At 64.8% G+C, this 21656-nt stretch carries 21 protein-coding genes; 13 read left to right on the top strand and 8 right to left on the bottom strand.

From position 1 onward, the window contains the following. Window positions 1–285: 285 nt before the first annotated feature. The 3 genes from dksA (at window position 286) to hslU (ending at window position 2938) form a co-directional block, all read left to right on the top strand. A complete protein-coding gene (gene dksA / locus OKW26_RS34575; protein ID WP_090802202.1) occupies window positions 286–705 on the top strand; it encodes an RNA polymerase-binding protein DksA in 420 nt (139 codons plus the stop codon). A gap of 339 nt (window positions 706–1044) precedes the next feature. Then, entirely contained in the window at window positions 1045–1581 is a 537-nt protein-coding gene (gene hslV, locus OKW26_RS34570) for an ATP-dependent protease subunit HslV (RefSeq protein WP_184051150.1), read from the top strand. A 10-nt stretch (window positions 1582–1591) separates the two neighbouring features. Next, on the top strand, window positions 1592–2938 hold the full coding sequence (hslU, locus tag OKW26_RS34565; protein WP_090802203.1) for an ATP-dependent protease ATPase subunit HslU: 1347 nt from the start codon (window positions 1592–1594) through the stop codon (window positions 2936–2938). Between the two features lie 133 nt (window positions 2939–3071). On the opposite strand, the gene OKW26_RS34560 is transcribed toward hslU, so the two are convergent. From OKW26_RS34560 to OKW26_RS34550, 3 genes are all read right to left on the bottom strand, one after another. Then, entirely contained in the window at window positions 3072–3614 is a 543-nt protein-coding gene (locus OKW26_RS34560) for a response regulator transcription factor (protein ID WP_184025882.1), read from the bottom strand. Further along, complete coding sequence (locus OKW26_RS34555; protein ID WP_429356421.1) at window positions 3611–4921, bottom strand: ATP-binding protein; 1311 nt, start codon at window positions 4919–4921, stop codon at window positions 3611–3613. Before OKW26_RS34555 ends, OKW26_RS34560 begins: the two co-directional genes overlap by 4 nt. Window positions 4922–5256: 335 nt before the next feature. Beyond that, a complete protein-coding gene (locus tag OKW26_RS34550; RefSeq protein WP_090802208.1) occupies window positions 5257–5481 on the bottom strand; it encodes a cysteine-rich CWC family protein in 225 nt (74 codons plus the stop codon). Window positions 5482–5746: 265 nt separating this feature from the next. Between OKW26_RS34550 and argB the strand changes: the two genes are divergently transcribed. The 7 genes from argB (at window position 5747) to OKW26_RS34515 (ending at window position 13114) form a co-directional block, all read left to right on the top strand. Continuing rightward, window positions 5747–6646, top strand: coding sequence for an acetylglutamate kinase (argB, locus tag OKW26_RS34545; protein WP_018419098.1), 900 nt, complete (start codon window positions 5747–5749; stop codon window positions 6644–6646). A gap of 157 nt (window positions 6647–6803) precedes the next feature. Beyond that, window positions 6804–7571 carry a pyrimidine 5'-nucleotidase gene (locus tag OKW26_RS34540; RefSeq protein ID WP_429356420.1) on the top strand — a complete coding sequence of 256 codons (768 nt, stop codon included), beginning with the start codon at window positions 6804–6806 and terminating at the stop codon, window positions 7569–7571. A 41-nt stretch (window positions 7572–7612) separates the two neighbouring features. After that, the gene (slmA, locus tag OKW26_RS34535; RefSeq protein WP_429356419.1) at window positions 7613–8326 is read left to right on the top strand and encodes a nucleoid occlusion factor SlmA; all 714 of its coding nucleotides are present in this window, start codon (window positions 7613–7615) and stop codon (window positions 8324–8326) included. 321 nt (window positions 8327–8647) lie between these two features. Beyond that, window positions 8648–9793, top strand: coding sequence for a homoserine O-succinyltransferase MetX (gene metX / locus OKW26_RS34530; protein WP_184060895.1), 1146 nt, complete (start codon window positions 8648–8650; stop codon window positions 9791–9793). Beyond that, on the top strand, window positions 9790–10398 hold the full coding sequence (gene metW / locus OKW26_RS34525) for a methionine biosynthesis protein MetW (RefSeq protein ID WP_090802214.1): 609 nt from the start codon (window positions 9790–9792) through the stop codon (window positions 10396–10398). The genes metX and metW overlap by 4 nt, the downstream gene beginning before the upstream one ends. Before the next feature lie 14 nt (window positions 10399–10412). Continuing rightward, window positions 10413–11807 carry an AmpG family muropeptide MFS transporter gene (locus OKW26_RS34520; RefSeq protein ID WP_184060896.1) on the top strand — a complete coding sequence of 465 codons (1395 nt, stop codon included), beginning with the start codon at window positions 10413–10415 and terminating at the stop codon, window positions 11805–11807. After that, window positions 11804–13114: a M48 family metallopeptidase gene (locus OKW26_RS34515; protein ID WP_429356418.1), complete on the top strand. Its 1311-nt coding sequence runs from the start codon at window positions 11804–11806 to the stop codon at window positions 13112–13114. The genes OKW26_RS34520 and OKW26_RS34515 overlap by 4 nt, the downstream gene beginning before the upstream one ends. A 59-nt stretch (window positions 13115–13173) precedes the next feature. Here the strand turns inward: OKW26_RS34515 and OKW26_RS34510 are convergent, their stop codons facing one another. The 5 genes from OKW26_RS34510 to gatC form a co-directional block, all read right to left on the bottom strand. Beyond that, a complete protein-coding gene (locus tag OKW26_RS34510) occupies window positions 13174–13953 on the bottom strand; it encodes an exodeoxyribonuclease III (RefSeq protein ID WP_429356417.1) in 780 nt (259 codons plus the stop codon). Window positions 13954–14005: 52 nt separating this feature from the next. Beyond that, window positions 14006–14845, bottom strand: coding sequence for a PPK2 family polyphosphate kinase (locus OKW26_RS34505; protein WP_429356416.1), 840 nt, complete (start codon window positions 14843–14845; stop codon window positions 14006–14008). Between the two features lie 143 nt (window positions 14846–14988). Beyond that, a complete protein-coding gene (gene gatB / locus OKW26_RS34500; RefSeq protein ID WP_429356415.1) occupies window positions 14989–16464 on the bottom strand; it encodes an Asp-tRNA(Asn)/Glu-tRNA(Gln) amidotransferase subunit GatB in 1476 nt (491 codons plus the stop codon). A gap of 5 nt (window positions 16465–16469) precedes the next feature. Continuing rightward, a complete protein-coding gene (gene gatA / locus OKW26_RS34495; protein ID WP_429356414.1) occupies window positions 16470–17957 on the bottom strand; it encodes an Asp-tRNA(Asn)/Glu-tRNA(Gln) amidotransferase subunit GatA in 1488 nt (495 codons plus the stop codon). Between the two features lie 158 nt (window positions 17958–18115). Beyond that, window positions 18116–18415 carry an Asp-tRNA(Asn)/Glu-tRNA(Gln) amidotransferase subunit GatC gene (gatC, locus tag OKW26_RS34490; RefSeq protein ID WP_018419087.1) on the bottom strand — a complete coding sequence of 100 codons (300 nt, stop codon included), beginning with the start codon at window positions 18413–18415 and terminating at the stop codon, window positions 18116–18118. Window positions 18416–18788: 373 nt separating this feature from the next. Between gatC and OKW26_RS34485 the strand changes: the two genes are divergently transcribed. From OKW26_RS34485 to mreD, 3 genes are all read left to right on the top strand, one after another. Next, complete coding sequence (locus tag OKW26_RS34485) at window positions 18789–19832, top strand: rod shape-determining protein (protein WP_004189550.1); 1044 nt, start codon at window positions 18789–18791, stop codon at window positions 19830–19832. 154 nt (window positions 19833–19986) lie between these two features. Next, window positions 19987–21123 carry a rod shape-determining protein MreC gene (gene mreC / locus OKW26_RS34480; RefSeq protein ID WP_429356413.1) on the top strand — a complete coding sequence of 379 codons (1137 nt, stop codon included), beginning with the start codon at window positions 19987–19989 and terminating at the stop codon, window positions 21121–21123. After that, the gene (mreD, locus tag OKW26_RS34475; RefSeq protein ID WP_018419085.1) at window positions 21120–21632 is read left to right on the top strand and encodes a rod shape-determining protein MreD; all 513 of its coding nucleotides are present in this window, start codon (window positions 21120–21122) and stop codon (window positions 21630–21632) included. The genes mreC and mreD overlap by 4 nt, the downstream gene beginning before the upstream one ends. Window positions 21633–21656: the final 24 nt, after the last annotated feature.

Here is a 21656-nt window from a genome sequence, read left to right as displayed (position 1 = left end):
AATCTTGTCCGGAGACACGCCGAAAACGCCGGCGGGCATGGCCTGAAAGGGCACGCGCTCGTCGGCGAGCGATGCCTCAGGAGCATGTGTGAATCGGTTTCCAGAGGAGTTCGGCCCCGCAGCGGCGTAGCTAGCAACGCCCGGTGTGTGGGCGCCAGGCGCTTCGGCGTCACGACAGTCCAACGTTCGTGGCCACCCTGCGCTGCGCGTCCGCGCGACGCGTTTGCGGGCAATACGAAAGTGCGGGCCCTATGAGTTTTGCCTCACATTGAAGAAGTAAGCCAGATGACGACGAAACGACTCTTGACCGAAGCCGAAATCCTGAAGATGAGCGACAAGGATTACATGAATGCGGATCAGCTCGCCTTCTTCAAGAACAGGCTCGAACAGTTGCAGGCGGACATTCTCCGCAATGCCGGCCAGACGACCGAGAACCTGCGCGAAACGGTCATCGTGCCGGACCCGGCCGATCGCGCCACGATCGAGGAAGAGCATGCGCTCGAACTGCGCACGCGCGACCGCGAACGCAAGCTGCTGAAGAAGGTGCAGCAATCGATCGCGCGAATCGAGGCGGGCGACTATGGCTGGTGCGAGGAAACCGGCGAGCCGATCGGCATTCCGCGTCTGCTCGCGCGGCCCACGGCTACGCTGTCGCTCGAAGCCCAGGAGCGCCGCGAACTGCGCCAGAAGCTGTTCGGCGACTGATTATCTGCGGCGCGGCTTCGGCTTAGCGCCCTGAAAACGCTGCTTCGTCGAGAGGCGCACGGTGAACCGTGCGCCTTTTCTTTTTGCGCGACATCCGCGCATGCTCCGCCATCCGTCCCGCCCCGCCGTCCCTTCCCGCCTCGTTTCTCAGGCTCCCTGAGCGGATTTTCAGTTTTTCGTCCTATGCCTTCCGGCGGATCTTGATATGACCGCGCGCGCCCTAAAATAGACCGGACATGCGCTCACGAGCGCGCCAGCGGGCGCGCCGTCCGCTGACTGGATTCATGCGGTAGCGCACGGCGCTGCCGCGTCCTACCCGTTTTGCAAAGAGGAACGCATATGGAGCAATTTCACGGCACGACGATCGTTTCCGTGCGCCGCGGCAACAAGGTGGCGCTCGGCGGCGACGGCCAGGTCACGCTCGGCAACATCGTCATGAAAGGCGGCGCGAAGAAGGTCCGGCGCATCTACAACGGCAAGGTGCTGGTCGGCTTCGCCGGCGGCACGGCGGATGCCTTCTCGCTGCTCGACCGCTTCGAGGCGAAGCTGGAAAAACATCAGGGCAATCTGACGCGCGCGGCCGTGGAGCTCGCGAAAGACTGGCGCACCGACCGCATGCTGCGTCGTCTCGAGGCGATGCTGATCGCCGCGGACGCGACCACCACGCTCGTCATCACCGGCAACGGCGACGTGCTCGATCCCGAAGGCGGCATCTGTGCGATCGGCTCGGGCGGTGCGTACGCGCAGGCGGCCGCGAAGGCGCTTGCCGACAACACCGAGCTGTCGCCGCGCGACATCGTGGAGAAGTCGCTGGAAATCGCCGGCGACATGTGCATTTACACGAACCATAACCGCGTCATTGAGACGATCGAGTAAGGACCCATCGATGAGCACCATGACCCCCGCCGAGATCGTCTCCGAACTCGACAAACACATCATCGGCCAAGGCCGCGCGAAGAAGGCCGTGGCGGTCGCGCTGCGCAACCGCTGGCGCCGTCAGCAGGTCGACGAACCGCTGCGCCAGGAAATCACGCCGAAGAACATCCTGATGATCGGACCGACCGGCGTCGGCAAGACCGAAATCGCGCGGCGTCTCGCGAAGCTCGCGGACGCGCCGTTCATCAAGATCGAAGCGACCAAATTCACCGAAGTCGGCTACGTGGGCCGCGACGTCGACAGTATCGTGCGCGACCTGATCGAAATTTCGGTCAAGCAGACCCGCGAAACCGAAATGCGCAAAGTGCGGACCAAGGCCGGCGATCTGGCCGAAGACCGCATCCTCGACATCCTGCTGCCAACCGCACGGCCGGTCGGCTTCGGTTCGAGCTCGAGCTCGACCGATACCGCCGATGAAGGCAGCACGACGCGTCAAACGTTCCGCAAGCGCCTGCGCGAAGGCCAGCTCGACGACAAGGAAATCGAGCTCGACGTCGAGCAGCCGCAGGTCGGCATGGACATCATGGGGCCGCCGGGCATGGAAGACATGACCGAGCAGATCCGCTCGATGTTCGCCAACATCGGCGGCGGCAAGAAGATGCGCCGCAAGATGAAGGTCAAGGAAGCGCTGAAGGTGCTCACCGACGAAGAAGCCGGCAAGATGCTGAACGACGAAGAGGTGAAGAGCAAGGCGGTGCAGAACGTCGAGCAGAACGGCATCGTGTTCCTCGACGAAATCGACAAGATCGCGTCGCGCAACGAAGCGGGCGGCGGTGAAGTGTCCCGTCAGGGTGTCCAGCGGGATCTGCTGCCGCTCGTCGAAGGCACGACGATCAACACCAAGTACGGCATGGTGAAGACCGATCACATCCTGTTCATCGCGAGCGGCGCGTTTCATCTCGCGAAGCCGAGCGATCTGATTCCCGAGCTGCAGGGACGCTTCCCGATTCGCGTCGAGCTCGATTCGCTGTCGGTCAACGACTTCGAATCGATCCTCGTGTCGACGGACGCGAGCCTCGTCAAGCAATACCAGGCCCTGCTCGCGACCGAAGACGTGCACCTCGAATTCGCCGACGACGGCATCCGCCGTCTCGCCGAGATCGCGTACTCGGTCAACGAGAAGACCGAGAACATCGGCGCGCGGCGTCTTTATACGGTGATTGAAAAACTGCTCGAAGAAGTGTCGTTCTCGGCCGGCAATCATTCGGGCCATGCAGTGCAGATCGACGCGGCGTATGTCGATAGCGCGTTGAACGAAATCGCCGAAGACGAGGATCTGTCGCGCTACGTGCTTTGACATGCGCGGTGGCAGCGCGAAGCGCTGATGCATGAAAAACGGGCTGCCTTCGCATAGGCAGCCCGTTTTGTTTTGTACCGCCCTTCCCGCGGCGGGGCCTCGAACAGCCAACGCCGCGCCAGAAGATCGCCGCCTACTGCTTCACCGGCCGCTTCGCCAACTTGCGCTGCAACGTGCGCCGATGCATGTTCAACGCGCGCGCGGTCGCCGAGATATTGCCGTTGTGTTCTGCGAGCACACGCTGGATATGCTCCCATTCGAGCCGCGCCACCGACAGCGGCTGCGGATGCTCGATCGCCTCCTCGGCCTGCAACGCGCTCGCCTCGCTTTGCAGCGCCGACAGGATCGTCTCGACGTTGGCGGGCTTTGCGAGATAGTTGTCGGCGCCGTCCTTGACCGCCTGCACCGCGGTGGCGATGCTCGCGTAGCCGGTCAGCACGAGCATGCGCGCATCGGGCTGCAGATCGCGTAACGGCGCGACGAGCGTCAGGCCGGAGTCGTTGCCGAGATGCAGGTCCACGGTGATCTCGCTGAACTTCTGCTGATTCGCGAGCCGGATCGCCTCGTCCGCGTTGTGTGCTTCGGTCACCGTGTAGCCGCGCCGCGTCAAGCCGCGCGCGAGGATGCCGGAGAACACTTCGTCGTCGTCGATCACCAGAAAATTCTTCTCGCTCATGCCTGTTTCTCCGTGTTGGATGGCGCGGCGCCATGTGGGCTCGCTCCGGAAATCTTGCGCGCGGCGAGCGGTAGTCGCAGCACCGCACGCGTGCCGCGCGGCCGTCCGCCGTTGGCGTCGGTCAGCTCGATCGATCCCTTCAGACGCGCCGCCGCCGAAAACGCCAGATACAGGCCGACGCCGTGACCGCCCTGCGTGCTCTCCACCGGCATCGCGCCGAGCGAGCCGCGCAGCGCGGCCGGAATGCCCGGACCGCGGTCGCACACTTCGAACACGATCTGGTCGCCGCGTGGCGCGAGCACGCAGGACAGCGTCACGTGATCGCGGCTCGCGCGCGCGGCGTTGTCGAGCAGGATCGTCAGTATCTGGCTGACGGCCACCGTGTCGTTGAGACCGACATCGGCGGGCGGTGTGCCAAGCCGCTCGAACTTCACGTGAGGATGGCGCAGGCGCCATTGCCCGGCAAATGATTCGAGCCATTCGTCGACCGGCTGGCGGTTCGTCGTGGTCGTTGCGCGGCTGCGCAACCGCGCGAGCGCCGACGTGCACAACATCATCTGCTGCTCGAGCAGCTCGAGATCGGCGCGGTAGGGGGCGAGTCCCGCGTCGGTCCGCGCCGCGTCGCGCAATTCTTCGGACAACATCGCGATTGTAGACAGAGGGGTGCCGATTTCGTGGGCCACGGTGGCCGCCTGCACGCCGAGCGCGACCGCCCGTTCGTCGTGGAGCAAGCGCTGCTGCGCTTCTCCAAGCGCTGCGTCACGTAGCCGCAGCGCTCGGGACATGCGCGCGACGAACCACGCAATCAGCCCCACGCTGACCATGAAGTTGACCCACATGCCCGAGCGGTAGTAGTCGAACAGGTTGGCGGGATTCTCGAGATTGAGCGGCACGGAATCGAAACTGAGCATCGCGTAGCAGGCGACCGCGAACGCCGCGAGCCAGGCCATCAGATACCACGGCAGCACGGCCGCCGCGATCGCAAGCGATGGCAGGTACAGCGACACGAACGGGTTGGTGGTGCCGCCGGACAGGAACAGCAGCGCCGACAACGCCCCGAGATCGACCCAGATCTGCCCGAACAGCTCGAGGTTGGACTCGGGACGCTGCTGCGACACGCGCCACCACGTGAGCGCGTTGAACAGCACTTCGAGCCCGATCACGAGCAGCATCGCGGGCAACGGCAGATTGGCGCCGATGAAGATCTGCACGAACGCGATCGTCAGCAGCTGACCGATGATCGCGAGGCTGCGCAGCCAGAACAGATGACCGAGATTGACGCGGCCGGTGTTGGTTATACGGTGCATGACCCTAGTCTACCCGTTACGCCGCCGCGGCCCGAGCCAGTGGCGCCGCGGCAGATGAAGCCCGTTGCTTCGCCGCCGCGGCCAAACTGCACCCGCTCGACGACGCCCGCCATTATTGCCCCACTCGACCCGGGAAACGCCGTCGCACAATTCCGCGCCGGCTACACGCTGCGGATGGCCAGCCGGCACGCCGACGCGATCGTCGCGGATCGGCAGCCGCGGTTCGGCGAATGGGAGCCGGCGCTGGAAGCGATTGTGCGCGATCTGCGGGCGCGGGTGGCGCAGCATCGCCGCGCGTCGGCGGTTTCTGATCGGCCCCGGGGCAAATCCGACCATCACGGCCGCTCATGCTCACTCGCCTCGTGTGTCGCCTGTGCAATCTCCGCGGCCAGACACTCCGGGCATAGACACCGGCCGCCTGGCTTTAACCGCTCGACCGGTAGCGGCGGCAGCGCGCGGCACCAGCAGTTGGACGGCTCAGTCTGCATGCCGCAGTCGAAAGCATTGCCGCAGCGCGGACAGCGTGCGCTGCGTTCGGAGCGGGGGGAAGACGATTTCATCGCAGATCGGCGCTCAGGGCCGGGGACATTGATCAAGCCATGATGCCATGACTGACACGCTCAGGTGCAGTCGTCCGTTCGGCCAATGCACAGCCGTCACGCAAGTGCGTTACGCTTGCTGTTCGCCACCCCCGCGGCGCGTCATGGTGCGGTACGCCAAGCCTGCACCGCCCGTCGCTCGCGCCGCGGCCGAAAACCCTGTTGCAGCGCGCCAGTCCTGTACAATTCGCGCTGTTTCAACTGTTCCGTGCCCGAGCCTGCCGCCATGTCCGAGCTTCCCGACCTCTCGCAGATTGCGCCCACCCTGAAAGCCGAAATTCTGGCCGAGGCGCTGCCTTACATCCGTCAGTATCACGGTAAGACCGTGGTCATCAAATACGGCGGCAACGCCATGACCGAAGAGCGTCTGAAGCAGGGCTTCGCGCGCGACGTGATTCTGCTGAAGCTGGTCGGCATCAACCCGGTCATCGTGCACGGCGGCGGTCCGCAAATCGACCAGGCGCTTAAGAAAATCGGCAAACAGGGCACGTTCATCCAGGGCATGCGCGTCACCGACGAAGAGACGATGGAAGTCGTCGAATGGGTGCTCGGGGGCGAGGTGCAGCAGGACATCGTGATGCTGATCAACCACTTCGGCGGCCACGCGGTCGGCCTGACCGGCAAGGATGGCGGCCTGATCCACGCGCGCAAGATGCTGATGCCGGATCGCGAAACTCCGGGCCAGTACGTCGACATCGGCCAGGTCGGCGAAGTCGAGTCGATCAACCCGGCGGTCGTGAAGGCGTTGCAGGACGACGCGTTCATTCCGGTCATCTCGCCGATCGGCTTCGGCGAAGACGGCCTGTCGTACAACATCAACGCGGATCTCGTCGCGGGCAAGCTGGCGGTCGTGCTGAACGCCGAAAAGCTCGTCATGATGACCAACATCCCCGGCGTGATGGACAAGGAAGGCAATCTGCTGACCGACCTGTCGGCGCGCGAAATCGACGGTCTGTTCGAAGACGGCACGATCTCCGGCGGCATGCTGCCGAAGATCTCGTCTGCGCTCGATGCGGCGAAGAGCGGCGTGCGCTCGGTGCACATCATCGACGGCCGCATCGAGCACTCGGTGCTGCTCGAAATTCTGACCGAACAGCCGTTCGGCACGATGATCCGCTCGCATTGATCGTTGCGGCATCCCCGGCACAGGGGTTGCGTCCGAGCGGCGCGACGCCTGTGCCCCACCTCGCGGCCGGCAGTCCATGCGCGCCCCCGAGCGTTGATGCGGCAATCTCTGCGCATCCGCAGCATGAAACGCCCGTCAGCGGCTGAAGAAGTTCACCATGCGCACCCACACTTCGCGGCGCCGCCGTCCTGACCTCGCAGGCGGCAAGCCCGTCTGGCTGTTCGATCTCGACAACACGCTGCACCGCGCGTCACATGCCATTTTCCCCGCGATCAATCGCGGCATGACCCAGTACATCATCGACGCGCTGCAAGTCGACATCGACGAAGCCAACCGTCTGCGCACCGGCTACACGCTGCGCTACGGCGCAGCACTGCTCGGTCTCACGCGCCACCATCCGCTCGACGCGCACGACTTCCTGAAGGTCGTGCACACGTTCCCCGACCTCTGCTCGATGATCCGTCACGAGCGCGGCGTCGCGCGTCTGATCGCGGCGCTGCCGGGCCGCAAGATCGTGCTGACCAACGCGCCCGAAACCTACGCGCGCGCGGTGCTCGCCGAGTTGCGCATCGAGCGGCTATTCGAGCGCGTGATCGCGATCGAGCACATGCGCGATCGCCGCCAATGGCGCGCGAAGCCGGATCACGCGATGCTGCGCCGCGCGATGCGCGATGCGCACGTGTCGCTGAAAGACGCGATCCTCGTCGAGGACACGCGTTCGCACCTGAAAAACTATCGACGGCTCGGCATCCGCACCGTGTGGATCACCGGGCACCTGCCGCGCAAGCCGCACGCGGACGGTGTACCGACGCGCCTGCCGGGCACCGGCCGGCCGCATTATGTCGACCGCAGCATTCGTTCGCTAAAATCGCTACGACTGGGCACGCGCTCGGTTCGATGGAAGGGACGCAAGCCGGGACAGTAGGGACGAAAGCCGCCAACGATATCAGCCGGGGGACCACAGCCATGCAGCCGATCGACAAGCCTGACGAAACCTCAGCCGCAGCCTCCCCCGCCGCGGCGCCGGCCGCCACACGCTCGCCGCGTCCGAAGCCGGGCGAGCGTCGCGTGCACATCCTGCAGACGCTTGCCAGCATGCTCGAGGCGCCGAAGCGCGAGAAGGTCACCACGGCCGCGCTCGCCGCCCGGCTCGGTGTGTCGGAAGCCGCGCTGTATCGCCATTTCGCCAGCAAGGCGCAGATGTTCGAAGGGCTGATCGAGTTCATCGAGCAGACGCTGTTCGGCCTCATCAACCAGATCACCAATCACGAAAACAACGGCGTGCTGCAGGCGCGCGCGATCGCGCTGATGCTGCTCAACTTTCCCGCGAAAAATCCCGGCATGACGCGCGTGCTGACCTGCGAGGCGCTGATCGGCGAGCACGAGCGACTCACCGAGCGCGTGAACCGGATGCTCGAACGGATCGAGGCATCGCTGAAGCAGTGCTTGCGGCTCGCGCAGTCCGAAGCGCTTGCCCGTGCGGATAACGACGTCACAGGCAACGCCGGCCCGCAGACCGCACCGCAATCCACTGCGTTGCCTGCCGGCTACGATCCCGCCATTCGCGCGAGCCTGGTGGTGAGCTACGTGATCGGCCGCTGGCATCGCTATGTGCGCAGCGGTTTCGCGCGGCCGCCCGCCGAACACGCGGACGAGCAACTGCTGCTGATTCTTCAGTAGTCCGCGAGGACTCGCCCCCTTCGCGCGGCATCGCCCGTGCCGCTGCCGCGCGGAATTTTCCGCTATACTTTGCGCCTGATGTTGCCGCGGCCTTCCGATGCATAACGGACCGCGCCAAGGCATCCCGATACACGTTGCACCCGGTTTCACACCCTTTCACGCGCCGATTTGCTGACTCGATTGCGGGCGCGCGAACCCTTGGCCCCAGGCCCGCGGTTCACTATAAATGCGGCTAAAGAGGTCGTCAGCTGCGCACACCGTCCTTCTCTTCGTGCTTCGCCGACGCCGTTTAGCCGCCCTGTTGACTCAATGGCGGAATGAATGGAATCCATCGGCATCGTCGCTCCCCAAAAAATGCATTTCACCGAGCCGCTGCCATTGCGCAACGGCAGCTCGCTCGCAGGCTACGACCTGATGGTCGAGACCTACGGCACGCTCAATGCCGCGCGCAGCAATGCGGTGCTCGTGTGCCACGCGCTGAACGCATCGCATCACGTGGCGGGCGTGTACGCCGACGATCCGAAAGACATCGGCTGGTGGGACAACATGGTCGGCCCGGGCAAGCCGCTCGATACCGACAGGTTTTTCGTGATCGGCGTGAACAACCTCGGCTCGTGCTTCGGCTCGACCGGGCCGATGAGCATCGACCCCGCGACCGGCAAGCCGTATGGCGCGACCTTTCCGGTCGTCACCGTCGAAGACTGGGTCAACGCTCAGGCGCGCGTCGCCGACGCCTTGGCCATCACGCGCTTCGCCGCCGTGATGGGCGGCAGTCTCGGCGGCATGCAGGCGCTCGCGTGGAGCATGATGTATCCGGAGCGGGTCGCGCATTGCATCGTGGTCGCATCGACGCCGAAACTGTCCGCGCAGAACATCGCGTTCAACGAGGTCGCACGCTCGGCGATCCTGTCAGACCCCGACTTCCACGGCGGCAACTACTACGCGCACGGCGTGAAACCGAAGCGCGGCCTGCGCGTCGCGCGAATGATCGGCCACATCACGTATCTGTCGGACGACGACATGGCCGAAAAATTCGGCCGCTCGCTGCGTCGCGCGGAAGGCGCGCTCGATGACTACAACTTCAGCTTCGACGTCGAATTCGAAGTGGAATCGTATCTGCGCTATCAGGGCGACAAGTTCGCCGACTACTTCGACGCGAACACCTACCTGCTGATCACGCGCGCGCTCGACTACTTCGATCCGGCCAAGGCCTTCGACGGCGATCTGACCGCCGCGCTAGCGCACACCACCGCGAAGTATCTGATCGCGAGCTTCTCGACCGACTGGCGTTTCGCGCCGGCACGCTCGCGCGAACTGGTGAAGGCGCTGCTCGACCACAAGCGCACGGTCACCTATGCGGAGATCGACGCGCCGCACGGCCACGATGCCTTCCTGCTCGACGATGCGCGCTATCACAACCTGCTGCGCGCCTACTACGAACGCATTGCAAACGAGGTCAACGCATGAACCAGCGAGCACTTGATTACCTGGCATTGCGCCCGGACTTCCGCGCGATCGCCCGCTGGGTCGAACCGCGCGCGACCGTGCTCGATCTCGGCTGCGCGGACGGCTCGTTGCTGTCGCTGCTGAACGAAGAACTGGACGTGCAGGGCTACGGCATCGAGATCAACGACGCCGGCGTGCTCGCCGCGACGCAGAAGGGCGTCAACGTGATCCAGCAGAATCTCGAAGACGGCCTGCGCCTGTTCGAAGACGGCAGCTTCGATTTCGCGGTGCTGTCGCAGACGCTGCAGACGATTCATCAGACCGCGGCGATCCTGCGCGAGACGGTGCGCGTCGGCAAGCAATGCATCGTGTCGTTTCCGAATTTCGGCTATTGGGCGCATCGGCTGTCGGTGTTGCAGGGGCGTATGCCGGTGTCGAAGTCGCTGCCTTATCAATGGCACAACACGCCGAACGTGCGTGTGCTGACGATCAAGGACTTCGAAGCCCTCGCGCCCGAAGTCGGCATCGAGATTCTCGATCGCGTCGTGCTGCATGACGGACAGGTGGTGCGTTGGGGCGTGAACTGGCGTGGTAGTCTTGCGGTCTATCGCGTCAAGAAAAGCTAACGTCACTTATCCACATGTCGAACCCGCCGCACGAGGCGCCCGCACTTACCGCTCACGAAGAACATCCCGGCTGGCGCGCGTTTTTGAATACGCGCATGCTGATTTGCGTCTTTCTCGGCTTCACGTCGGGATTGCCGCTGTTTACGCTCGTCTACCTCGTGCAGGCGTGGCTGCGCTCGGAAGGCGTCAATCTGAAGGAAATCGGCCTCTTCGCGCTGATCCAGTTTCCGTACACCTGGAAATTCGTCTGGGCACCGCTGATGGACCGCTACGTACCGCGCGTGCCCGCCTGGCGGCCCGGCAGACGGCGCGGCTGGATGCTCGTCACGCAATTGCTCGTGGCCGGCGCGATGGCGACGCTCGGTTTCGTGTCGCCACGCGAATCGATCTGGACCGTCGCCGCGCTGACCGCTCTGGTCGCGTTCTTCGGCGCGAGCTCCGACATCGTGATCGACGCGTACCGGCGTGAATTGCTCAGCGACACGCAGCAGGGCCTCGGCAACGCGGTGCACGTGAACGCGTACAAGATCGCGGCGCTCGTGCCAGGTTCGCTCGCGCTGATTTTGTCCGATCATCTGCCGTGGAGCACCGTCTTCATCGTGACGGCCGCGTTCATGCTGCCGGGCGTTCTGATGACGCTGGTCGTGCGCGAGCCCGAGGTGCACGGCGAGCCGCCGAAGAATCTGCGCGAGGCGATCGTCGAGCCGTTCAGGGAATTCATTCAGCGCGACGGCTGGCGCACTGCCCTTTTCGTGCTCGGCTTCATCTTCCTGTACAAGCTCGGCGATACGATGGCGACCACGCTGTCCACGTCGTTCTTCCTCGACATCGGCTTTTCGCGCACGCAGATCGGCGTGATCGCCAAGACCACGGCGTTCGGCGCGAGTCTCGCGGGCGGCATCGTCGGCGGGATCTGGCTGATGAAGATCGGCATCGGCCGCGGCTTGTGGATCTTCGGTTTGCTGCAGATGGTGTCGACGCTCGGCTTCGCGTGGCTCGCGCATCTCGGCCCGGACTCGCCCGGACTTGCCGCGATTTACAACATTGCCGTCGCACTGAGCCAGGGGACGACGAAGCTGCTGTCGTTCGTCGGCATCGACTGGAGCGTGCAGCTCGATCCACGCTCGGTCGCGCTCGCGCTCGTGTACGGCTTCGAGACCTTCGCCACCGGTCTCACGATGGCCGCGTTCACCGCGTATATCGCGAGCACCACCGATCCGCGCTACACCGCGACGCAGTTCGCGCTGTTCACGAGCCTCGCGTCGGTGCCGCGCACGCTCGCGTCGGCGGCGAGCGGCTATGTGGTCGCGCGGATGGGCTGGTTCGACTACTTCATCCTCTGCACCGCGCTCGCGGTGCCCGGCATGCTGCTGCTGGTGCGCATCGCGCCGTGGAGGGACCGGTCGTGAAGGTACCGATTCCGACCCGCGCGCGCCGCACCGCACTCAGCGCCGTAAGCGTCCTCGGTTGCGCGAGCGTCGCGCTGGCGATGCCGGCGGGCGCCTATGCGGCCGGCACGCCGGCGATTGGCGCCAGCCCGGTGAGCGGCGCGCAAGCGCCCGCGCCGGCAGCCGCCGCCGCGACCACCAGCGGTGCGACGCCCAACCCGGCCCCGATGCCTGCGGCCAGGTCCGCGACCAGCGGCGCCAGCGCCGCGGACAACACGACTTCGGCTGCAGGCGGCAACAGCGGCAACAGCGGCAACAACAGCGCCGGCGGTGCCAAACCTGGCGCGGATAACAGCACCGGTGCCAACGCCGGTGCCCCGGGCACGCCCAGCGCTAGCGGTAGCGCTCCGGGCGCCGCTACTTCCGGCTCCGCGCCGCAGCCCGCGCACGCCCCCGCCACCGCCAAAGCGCCCGCCGCGGCATCGGCCCCCGCGGCCGTCCCGCCGCCCTACTACGTGAGCCCGCAACTGCGCTACGGCGGCTACATGGTGTTCCGCAACCTGATCCCGTCGTCGATGCTCGAGGCGCAGGCCGCCGAGGAGTTCAACCAGATCGTCTACGGCGCCAGCCACGCGAACCGCCTGTACGGCGAGACGGACGCGCGCGTGACGCGCGTGCGCTCGATCATCGACCGGATGATTCCGTACTCGTTGAAATGGAACGAGCGAGCCAAGCTCTGGAAGTGGGAAGTCGCGGTGGTGCGCTCGAACGACATCCGCATGTACTGCCTGCCGGGCGGCAAGATCGTCGTCTATAGCGGGATTCTCGATCGCGTCCGCCTGAACGACAACGAGGTCGGCATGCTGATCGGCCATGAGATAGCGCATGCGTTGCGCGAGCACGCGCGCATGCGGCTCGGTCAGTTGCAGGCGAGCCAGCTCGATTCGTCCGGCACGATTCCGCAACTGTTCGGCCTCGCCGATCTGGGCATGGCGCCGCTCGGCATCGGTTCGCGTCTGCTGGAAATGAAGTACGAGAGCACCGACGAAACCGAAGCCGACGTGATTGGCAGCGATATCGCGTCGCGCGCCGGCTTCGATCCGCGCGCGGCGGTCACGCTGTGGGATAAGCTCGCGCAGGCGACGCGCGGCAGTCGCGGCCAGGGCTTCATCTACGTGCACCCGTACACGCCGGCGCGCCGCGACGACATCATCAAGCGGCTGCCGGACATGCTGCCGCTGTACGCGAAGGCAATCGGCAAGAGCGTCGACGAGTTGCCCGATTATGCAGGCATCGGTCGGCCGACCCGCAAGCCTGCGCGCGACTGATACCCCGGTTCTACGACTGCCGGCGGGCCACGGCGCTGCACGCGTCGCGGCCGGTGGGCTTACTTTTTGACCTTATGGTCGTAGTCGACGGTCAGCGGCGCATGGTCGCTGAACTTGATGTCGCGGAACACGTCGGTGCGCTTCGCCTTGCTTGCGACGCCCGGCGTCGCGATCTGGTAATCGATCCGCCACCCGACGTTCTTCGCATACGCCTGACCGCGATTGCTCCACCACGTGTACTGCTCGGGCCGCTGGTCGAGCGTGCGGAACACGTCCACATAACCGACTTCGTCGAACAGTTTGTCGAGCCATGCGCGCTCTTCGGGCAGGCAGCCCGAATTCTTCTGGTTACTCTTCCAGTTCTTGATGTCGATTTCCTTGTGCACGATGTTCACGTCGCCGCACACGATCACCTCGCGCTCCTTCGCCAGTTCGGCGAGATGCGGCATGAACTCGTCCATGAAACGGAACTTGGCCTGCTGGCGCTCGTCACCGCTCGACCCCGACGGCACATACACCGAGACCACCGACAGCTTGCCGAAACGCAGCTCGACATAGCGCCCTTCCGGGTCGAACTCCTCGCTGCCGAAGCCGATGACCACTTCGTCCGGCTCATGACGCGTATAGACGCCCGCGCCGCTATAACCCTTTTTTACCGCATGCTGGAAATAGCCGGTGAAATCGTGCGGCGCCATGAACTCCGGCGTCATGTCGTCTTGCGAGCATTTGATTTCCTGCACGCAAAGCACGTCGGCGCCCTGTTCGCCGAACCAGTCGAAAAAGCCCTTCTTCGCCGCCGAGCGGATGCCGTTGAGGTTGGCGGTAATCACACGCAACATGTCTTTCCTCTTTTGTTCGATTCGTTTCTGAAGCCAAGGGGCAAGGCCGCGTTCACTCGACCTTGACGCCCTTCAGCGATTCCTTGGCCGGCGGATATTCGAGCTTCAGCGCGTCGAGCGTGCGCAGCAGCAGTTCGGCGACCATCACGTTGCGATGCGTCTTCGACTCGGCCGGAATCACGTACCACGGCGCGTATTCCGTCGACGTCGCGGCCAGTGTGTCGCGATACGCGGACTGATACGCGTCCCACTGCTTGCGCGCTTCGAGATCCGACACGTCGAATTTCCAGTGCTTCAGCGGATCGTCGATGCGCTCCTGCAAACGCACACGCTGCTCGTCCCTTGAAATGTGCAGCATGCACTTGAGAATCGTCGCGCCGCTGTCGGCGAGCATCTCCTCGAACTGACGGATGTGGCGGCACCGCTGCTGGAACGCCGCGGCGTCGAGCGCGCCCAGCACGGTCGGCACGAGCAGGTCTTCGTAGTGACTGCGGTTGAAGATCGTCAGCTCGCCGGCCGCGGGTGCCTGCGAATGCACGCGCCACAGGAAGTCGTGCGCGAGTTCGACAGGCGTCGGCGCCTTGAACGGCACGATGCGCAAGCCGAGCGGGTCGACTTCGTGAAATACCGCGCGGATCGTGCCGTCCTTGCCGCTCGTGTCCATACCTTGCAGCACTAGCAGAACGCGGCGCTTGCGCTGCGCGTGCAGCCGCTCCTGCAGGTTGTCGAGCAGCAGGCCTACTTCCGACAGACGCGCGCGGTCCGCGTCTTTCGAGCCGCTCGAAAACGGCTTCGCCTTCGGATCGAAATGGTCGAGCGAGAAGTGGTTTTTTTTCTTGCCGTCGTCGAAATACGGCACGCGGAAATTGTCGAGATCGGGTTGCTTTGTCATGCATACACTCCAAGGTCTACGCTTACCTACGCTTAACCGGCTGAAGCGGGTCCGCAAAATAAAACGGGCCGTTGCCCTGCTTCGATCCGGCAACGGCCCGTGGTGACACGGGCGCGATCACGCCCGGCCCGCGGCACTTCAACTCAGGACAACTTCTTCTTGAGCAATTCATTGACCTGAGCAGGGTTGGCCTTACCCTTGGTTGCTTTCATCGCCTGGCCGATCAGCGCGTTGAACGCCTTTTCCTTGCCGGCGCGATATTCGTCGACCGACTTCTGGTTCGCGGCGAGCACTTCGTCGATGATCGCTTCGAGCGCGCCGGTGTCCGAAATCTGCTTCAGGCCTTTCGCCTCGATGATGCGATCGGCGGCGGCTTCGTCGGTGGCCTTCTCTTCCCAGATCGCGAGGAAGATTTCCTTCGCGATCTTGTTCGAGATCGTACCGTCGGCAATACGTTGCAGAACCAGCGCCAGCTGCGCGGCCGAGACCGGGCACGCGGCAATGTCGAGGCCTTCGCGATTGAGCTGCGACGACACTTCACCCATCACCCAGTTCGCCGCGACCTTCGCGTTGGCCGCACCGAACTTGGCGACCACCGCTTCGTAGTAAGCGGCCGTCGCCTTGCTCGAGGTCAGCACGTTCGCGTCGTACGGCGTGAGTCCGTACTGCGACACGAAGCGCCGCTGGATCGCTTCCGGCAGTTCCGGCATCTCGCTCTTCACGCGCTCGACCCACGCGGCGTCGATCATGAGCGGCATCAGGTCGGGGTCGGGGAAATAGCGATAGTCATGCGCGTCTTCCTTGCTGCGCATCGAACGCGTCTCGCGCTTGTCCGGATCGTACAGACGCGTTTCCTGCACCACCGTGCCGCCGTCTTCGATCAGTTCGATCTGGCGACGCACTTCGTACTGGATCGCTTCTTCGAGGAAGCGGAACGAGTTCAGGTTCTTGGTCTCGGTGCGCGTGCCGAATTCCTTCTGGCCGACCGGACGCACCGACACGTTCGCGTCGCAGCGGAACGAGCCTTCCTGCATGTTGCCGTCGCAGATGCCGAGCCACACGACGAGCGTGTGCAGCGACTTCGCGTAGGCAACGGCCTCGGCCGCGCTGCGCATTTCCGGCTCGGTGACGATTTCGAGCAGCGGCGTGCCGGCGCGATTCAGGTCGATGCCGGTCATGCCCGCGAAGTCTTCGTGCAGCGATTTGCCCGCGTCTTCCTCGAGGTGGGCGCGCGTCAGGTTGACGGTTTTCTCGTACGCTTCCTTGCCCGCCTTTTCATTGGCCGGCACCTGGATCGTCACCTGACCGCCCTGCACGACGGGAATTTCGTACTGGCTGATCTGGTAGCCCTTCGGCAGGTCGGGGTAGAAATAATTCTTGCGCGCGAAGATGCTGCGCGGCGCCACCGTTGCGCCGATCGCGAGGCCGAACTGAATGGCGCGTTCGACCGCGCCGCGGTTCATCACCGGCAGCGTGCCCGGCAGGGCCAGATCGACGGGGTTGGCCTGCGTGTTCGGCGCGGCGCCGAATTGGGTCGCGGTGCCCGAGAAGATTTTCGAATGCGTCGACAACTGCGTGTGGGTCTCCAGACCGATCACGACTTCCCATTGTTTGGTCATGGTGCTCACACTCCTGCCGGTGCCTGACGGTGCCAGTCGGTCGCGCGCTGGAACGCGTCGGCCACCTGCAGCATCCGGGCTTCGTTGAAATAGTTGCCGATGATCTGCAGACCGACCGGACGCTGCGCGTTCGCGCCCGCGCCGAAGCCGCACGGCACGCTCATGCCCGGCAGGCCGGCGAGGCTCACCGACAGCGTGTAGATGTCGGCCAGATACATCTGCACCGGATCGTCGCCCTTCGCGCCGATGTCCCACGCCACCGACGGCGCGACCGGTCCCATGATCACGTCGCACTGCTTGAACGCTTGCTGGAAGTCCTGCGCGATGATGCGGCGGATCTTCTGCGCCTGCAGGTAGTACGCGTCGTAGTAGCCGTGCGACAGCACGTAGGTGCCGACCAGAATGCGGCGCTTCACTTCCGGGCCGAAGCCTTCGGCACGCGACTTCTTGTACATGTCGAGCAGATCGCGGTACTCGGCCGCGCGATGGCCAAAGCGCACGCCATCGAAACGCGACAGGTTCGACGATGCTTCGGCCGGCGCGATCACGTAGTAGACCGGGATCGACAGTTCGGTCTTCGGCAGCGACACCTCGACGAGCGTCGCGCCGAGCGCTTCGTACTGCTTCAAGGCGGTGTCGATCGACGCGCGCACGTCGTCGGCGAGACCGGGGCCGAAATACTCCTTCGGCAGGCCGATGCGCAGACCGGCGAGCGGCTTGTCCGTGCCGTCGTCACGCCACGATTTGCCGAGATAGCGCGTGTAGTCCTCGCGCTCGTGCGAGAGGCTCGTCGAGTCGCGCTCGTCGAAGCCGGCCATCGCGTTGAGCAGCGTCGCGCAGTCCGCGGCGCTTTGCGCCATCGGGCCGCCCTGGTCGAGCGACGACGCGAACGCGATCATGCCGTAGCGCGACACCCGGCCGTACGTCGGCTTGATGCCGGTGATGCCCGAGAACGACGCCGGCTGGCGGATCGAGCCGCCGGTGTCGGTGCCGGTCGCGGCGGGCGCGAGACGCGCGGCCACGGCGGCAGCCGAGCCGCCCGACGAACCGCCCGGCACGGCCTTGCGGTCCCACGGATTCTGCACGGCGCCGAAATACGAATTCTCGTTGGACGAACCCATCGCAAACTCGTCCATGTTGGTCTTGCCTACGCACACCATGCCGGCGTTCTGCAGACGCGCGACCACGGTCGCGTCGAACGGGCTTTCGTAGTTCGCGAGCATCTTCGAGCCGGCCGTGGAGCGCCAGCCCTTCGTGACGAACACATCCTTGTGCGCGATCGGCAGGCCGACCAGCGGGCCCGCATGGCCGGTGTGCAGCAGCGCGTCGGCGGCTTTCGCCTGCGCGAGCGTCAGTTCCGGATCGACCTGAATGAACGCGTTCAGGCTATTGGCCGCGTCGATCCGCTTCAGGTACAGCTGCGCCAGTTCGACTGCGGAGCATTCCTTGGCCGCGAGCGCAGCGCGCAGTTCGCTCAAACTTTTTTCATGCATTGCGTTTTATCCTGGAAAGCGCGGCAGCGTGGTCACGCCGCCGTGGAGGCCTTCGGTTGCCCGTCGGCAGACCGGTCCGGCAAGCTTCGCGGCGAGGACGCGCGTCTGGACCACGGAGGCTCGCGCCGACGCCAGACCCGGGGTCTGCCCGGCGGGTCTTATTCGATCACCTTCGGCACGAGGTACAGGCCGTCCTGAACGGCCGGCGCGGGGCGCTGGAAAGCCTCGCGCTCGACCGTCTCCGTGACGGCGTCGTCACGCAGACGCAGCGCGACGTCTTCGATCTGCTCGATCGGGTGGGCAAGCGGCGCGATGCCGGTGGTATCGACCGCCTGCATCTGCTCGACGAGGCCGAAAAAATCATTGAGCTGGGCACGCGTGTGCTCGGCGTCGGCATCGGCCAGTTCGAGTCGCGCGAGATGCGCGATGCGTTTTACATCGGTCAGGGTCAGAGCCATGCAGTCACCGGAAAGGGTGGAATGTCACAACGGTTAAAAAAGTCGCGTTGTAACAGCGGGTTACGACAAGATAGGACAATCCGGAAAAAGGAGCCGCAATGACAAAATGTGCGCTCCGTTTCCTTCAAAACATCCAAAATTATAAGGTATCATTACGCGTTCGACCCAAACCCGGACCGACTTACCAAGGCCTTACGGACAATTCCAAGAACGTCCGGCGCTTTCCGCCCTGGCTTTGCAACGGCCTCCGGTAGACTCCCCCGCGGCTTCAAGTTCATGTGGCGTCGCTACCGCCCGGTTGAAGCTGTTATTTTTCCGCTGCCGCCCTACGCATACGGTGCGAGGCCCGGCCCCCAGCGAGACAGGATTTTGAATGTTCGGTTTTTTGCGCAGCTACTTCTCCAACGATCTGGCGATTGACCTCGGCACCGCCAACACCCTTATCTACATGCGCGGCAAGGGCATCGTTCTCGACGAACCGTCGGTCGTGTCGATCCGCCAGGAAGGCGGCCCCAACGGCAAGAAGACCATTCAGGCAGTCGGCAAGGAAGCCAAGCAGATGCTCGGCAAGGTACCGGGCAACATCGAGGCGATCCGCCCGATGAAAGACGGCGTGATCGCCGACTTCACCGTCACCGAGCAGATGATCAAGCAGTTCATCAAGACTGCTCACGAATCGCGCATGTTCTCGCCGTCGCCTCGCATCATCATCTGCGTGCCGTGCGGTTCGACCCAGGTCGAGCGTCGCGCGATCAAGGAAGCCGCGCACGGCGCGGGCGCCTCGCAGGTGTATCTGATCGAAGAGCCGATGGCTGCCGCGATCGGCGCGGGCCTGCCGGTGTCGGAAGCAACGGGTTCGATGGTCGTCGACATCGGCGGCGGCACGACGGAAGTCGGCGTGATCTCGCTCGGCGGCATCGTGTACAAGGGCTCGGTGCGCGTTGGCGGCGACAAGTTCGACGAAGCGATCGTCAACTACATCCGCCGCAACTACGGCATGCTGATCGGCGAACAGACCGCCGAAGCCATCAAGAAGGAAATCGGCTCCGCGTTCCCGGGCTCCGAAGTCAAGGAAATGGAAGTGAAGGGCCGCAATCTGTCGGAAGGCATTCCGCGCAGCTTCACGATCTCCAGCAACGAAATCCTCGAAGCGCTGACCGATCCGCTGAACCAGATCGTGTCGTCGGTGAAGATCGCACTGGAACAGACGCCGCCGGAACTCGGCGCGGACATCGCCGAGCGCGGCATGATGCTGACCGGCGGTGGCGCGCTGCTGCGCGACCTCGATCGCCTGCTCGCCGAAGAAACCGGCCTGCCGGTGCTCGTCGCCGAAGACCCGCTGACCTGCGTCGTGCGCGGCTCGGGCATGGCGCTCGAACGCATGGACAAGCTCGGCAGCATCTTCTCGTACGAGTAAGCGAGCCTTCCTCCCATGTCAGTAGCGCGGATCTGGCACACGGCCCCTTGCGGGCCGCTTTGTCGTTGGCTGGGCCGACCAGCCTCCGCTCGCTGACCGCGCGCGCCTTGCGCGTCGCCGTCTCACCCAACCGCTCACGCCCCCGGCGCCGACCATGGAATACAGTCCGCCGCCCCTGTTCAAGCAAGGCCCCTCCGCTCTGGCCCGACTGGTGTTCTTCGTCGTGCTGGCGCTCGCCCTGCTGATCTCCGATGCTCGCTTCCAGACGCTCGAAATCGTCCGCGGCGTGCTCGGCGCGGGTCTTTATCCTTTGCAGCGTGCAGCGCTCGTGCCGCGCGACATCTTCATGGGCGCCGCCGACCTCGCCGTGACGAGCGCCACGCTGCGCGACGAGAACGCGAAGCTGCGCGCGAAGGATCTGCGGCTGTCGCAGCAGGCCAATCTGGCCGCGTCGCTCGCCGCCGAAAATGGCCATCTGCGCGCGCTGATGCAACTGTCGCAGAGCCTCACCACGCAATCGCTGCCCGCCGAAATCCAGTACGACACGCGCGATCCGTTCACGCAGAAGGTCGTGATCGGACGCGGCGCGCAGCAAGGCATCCAGAACGGCTCGCCGGTCGTCGACGAAGATGGCGTGATCGGCCAGGTCACACGGGTGTTCCCGCTGCAGGCCGAAGTCACGCTGCTGACGGACAAGGACCAGGCGGTGCCGGTCGAAATTCTGCGCACCGGCTTACGCAGCGTGATCTACGGTACGCCGAAGGGCGACACGCTCGATCTGCGCTTCGTGCCGATCAGCGCCGACGTCCAGACCGGCGACGAGCTCGTCACGAGCGGCCTCGACGGCGTGTATCCGCCGGGGCTGCCGGTCGCGAAGGTCGTGCGCGTCGACAAGCAGGCCGACACCGCGTTTGCGCACGTAGTCAGTCTGCCGGTCGCCGCAGTGCGCGGTGCGCGTCAGGTGCTCGTGCTGCACGTCCAGAACAACGCGCCGCCGCGCCCGGCGGACGAACCCGACGCGGCAACCGTCGCGAAGGAAGCGAAAGCGAAGAAGGGCGCCAAAGCAGCGGACGGCAAGGGCGCGGCGGACAAATCCGCCGCCAGGCCAGCCGACAGGAACGCCGCCGACAAAGCGGCGACCGAAAAGCCCGCAGCCAAATCTGTGGAAAAGGCGCCGGGCAAAGCTGCGGCCGACAAGAAGTCCGACAAGCCCGCAGCCGACAGGAAAGCCGAAAAGCCGGCCGCCGCGAAGAACGTGAAGCCGCAAGCCGAGCCGGGGGCTCAGCCATGAATCGCCCGCAATACATCCTGCAGCCCGTCAACCCGTACTTCATCGCGTTCAGCCTCGCTTCCGCGTTCCTGCTGAACCTGATGCCGTGGGGGCGTCTCGCCGGCGTGCCCGATTTCGTCGCACTCGTGCTGCTGTTCTGGAATGTCCATCAGCCGCGCAAGGTGGGCATGGGCATCGCGTTTCTGCTCGGTCTGCTGATGGACGTGCACAACGCGAGCCTGCTCGGCGAGCACGCGCTCGCCTACACGCTGCTCTCGTACGGCGCGATCACGATTCACCGCCGCGTGTTGTGGATGTCGCTCGGCGTGCAGACGTTCGCGGTGATGCCGCTGCTCGTCGTCGCGCAACTGGTGCCGTTCGTGATCCGGTTGTTGACCGGCGCGGCGTTTCCGGGCTGGAGTTATCTGATCGACGGTTTCGTCGAAGCTGCGCTGTGGCCGGTCGCCAGCATCTTGCTGCTGATGCCGCAGCGCCGCCCCGCCGACCCGGACGATACGCGCCCCATTTGATCCCGCATCGGGCCCACCGGCCGC

It is taken from the genome of Paraburkholderia sp. 32, from assembly GCF_050435345.1.
Classification (GTDB): Bacteria; Pseudomonadota; Gammaproteobacteria; order Burkholderiales; family Burkholderiaceae; genus Paraburkholderia; species Paraburkholderia tuberum.
This window is presented reverse-complemented; position numbering and strand designations above follow the sequence as displayed.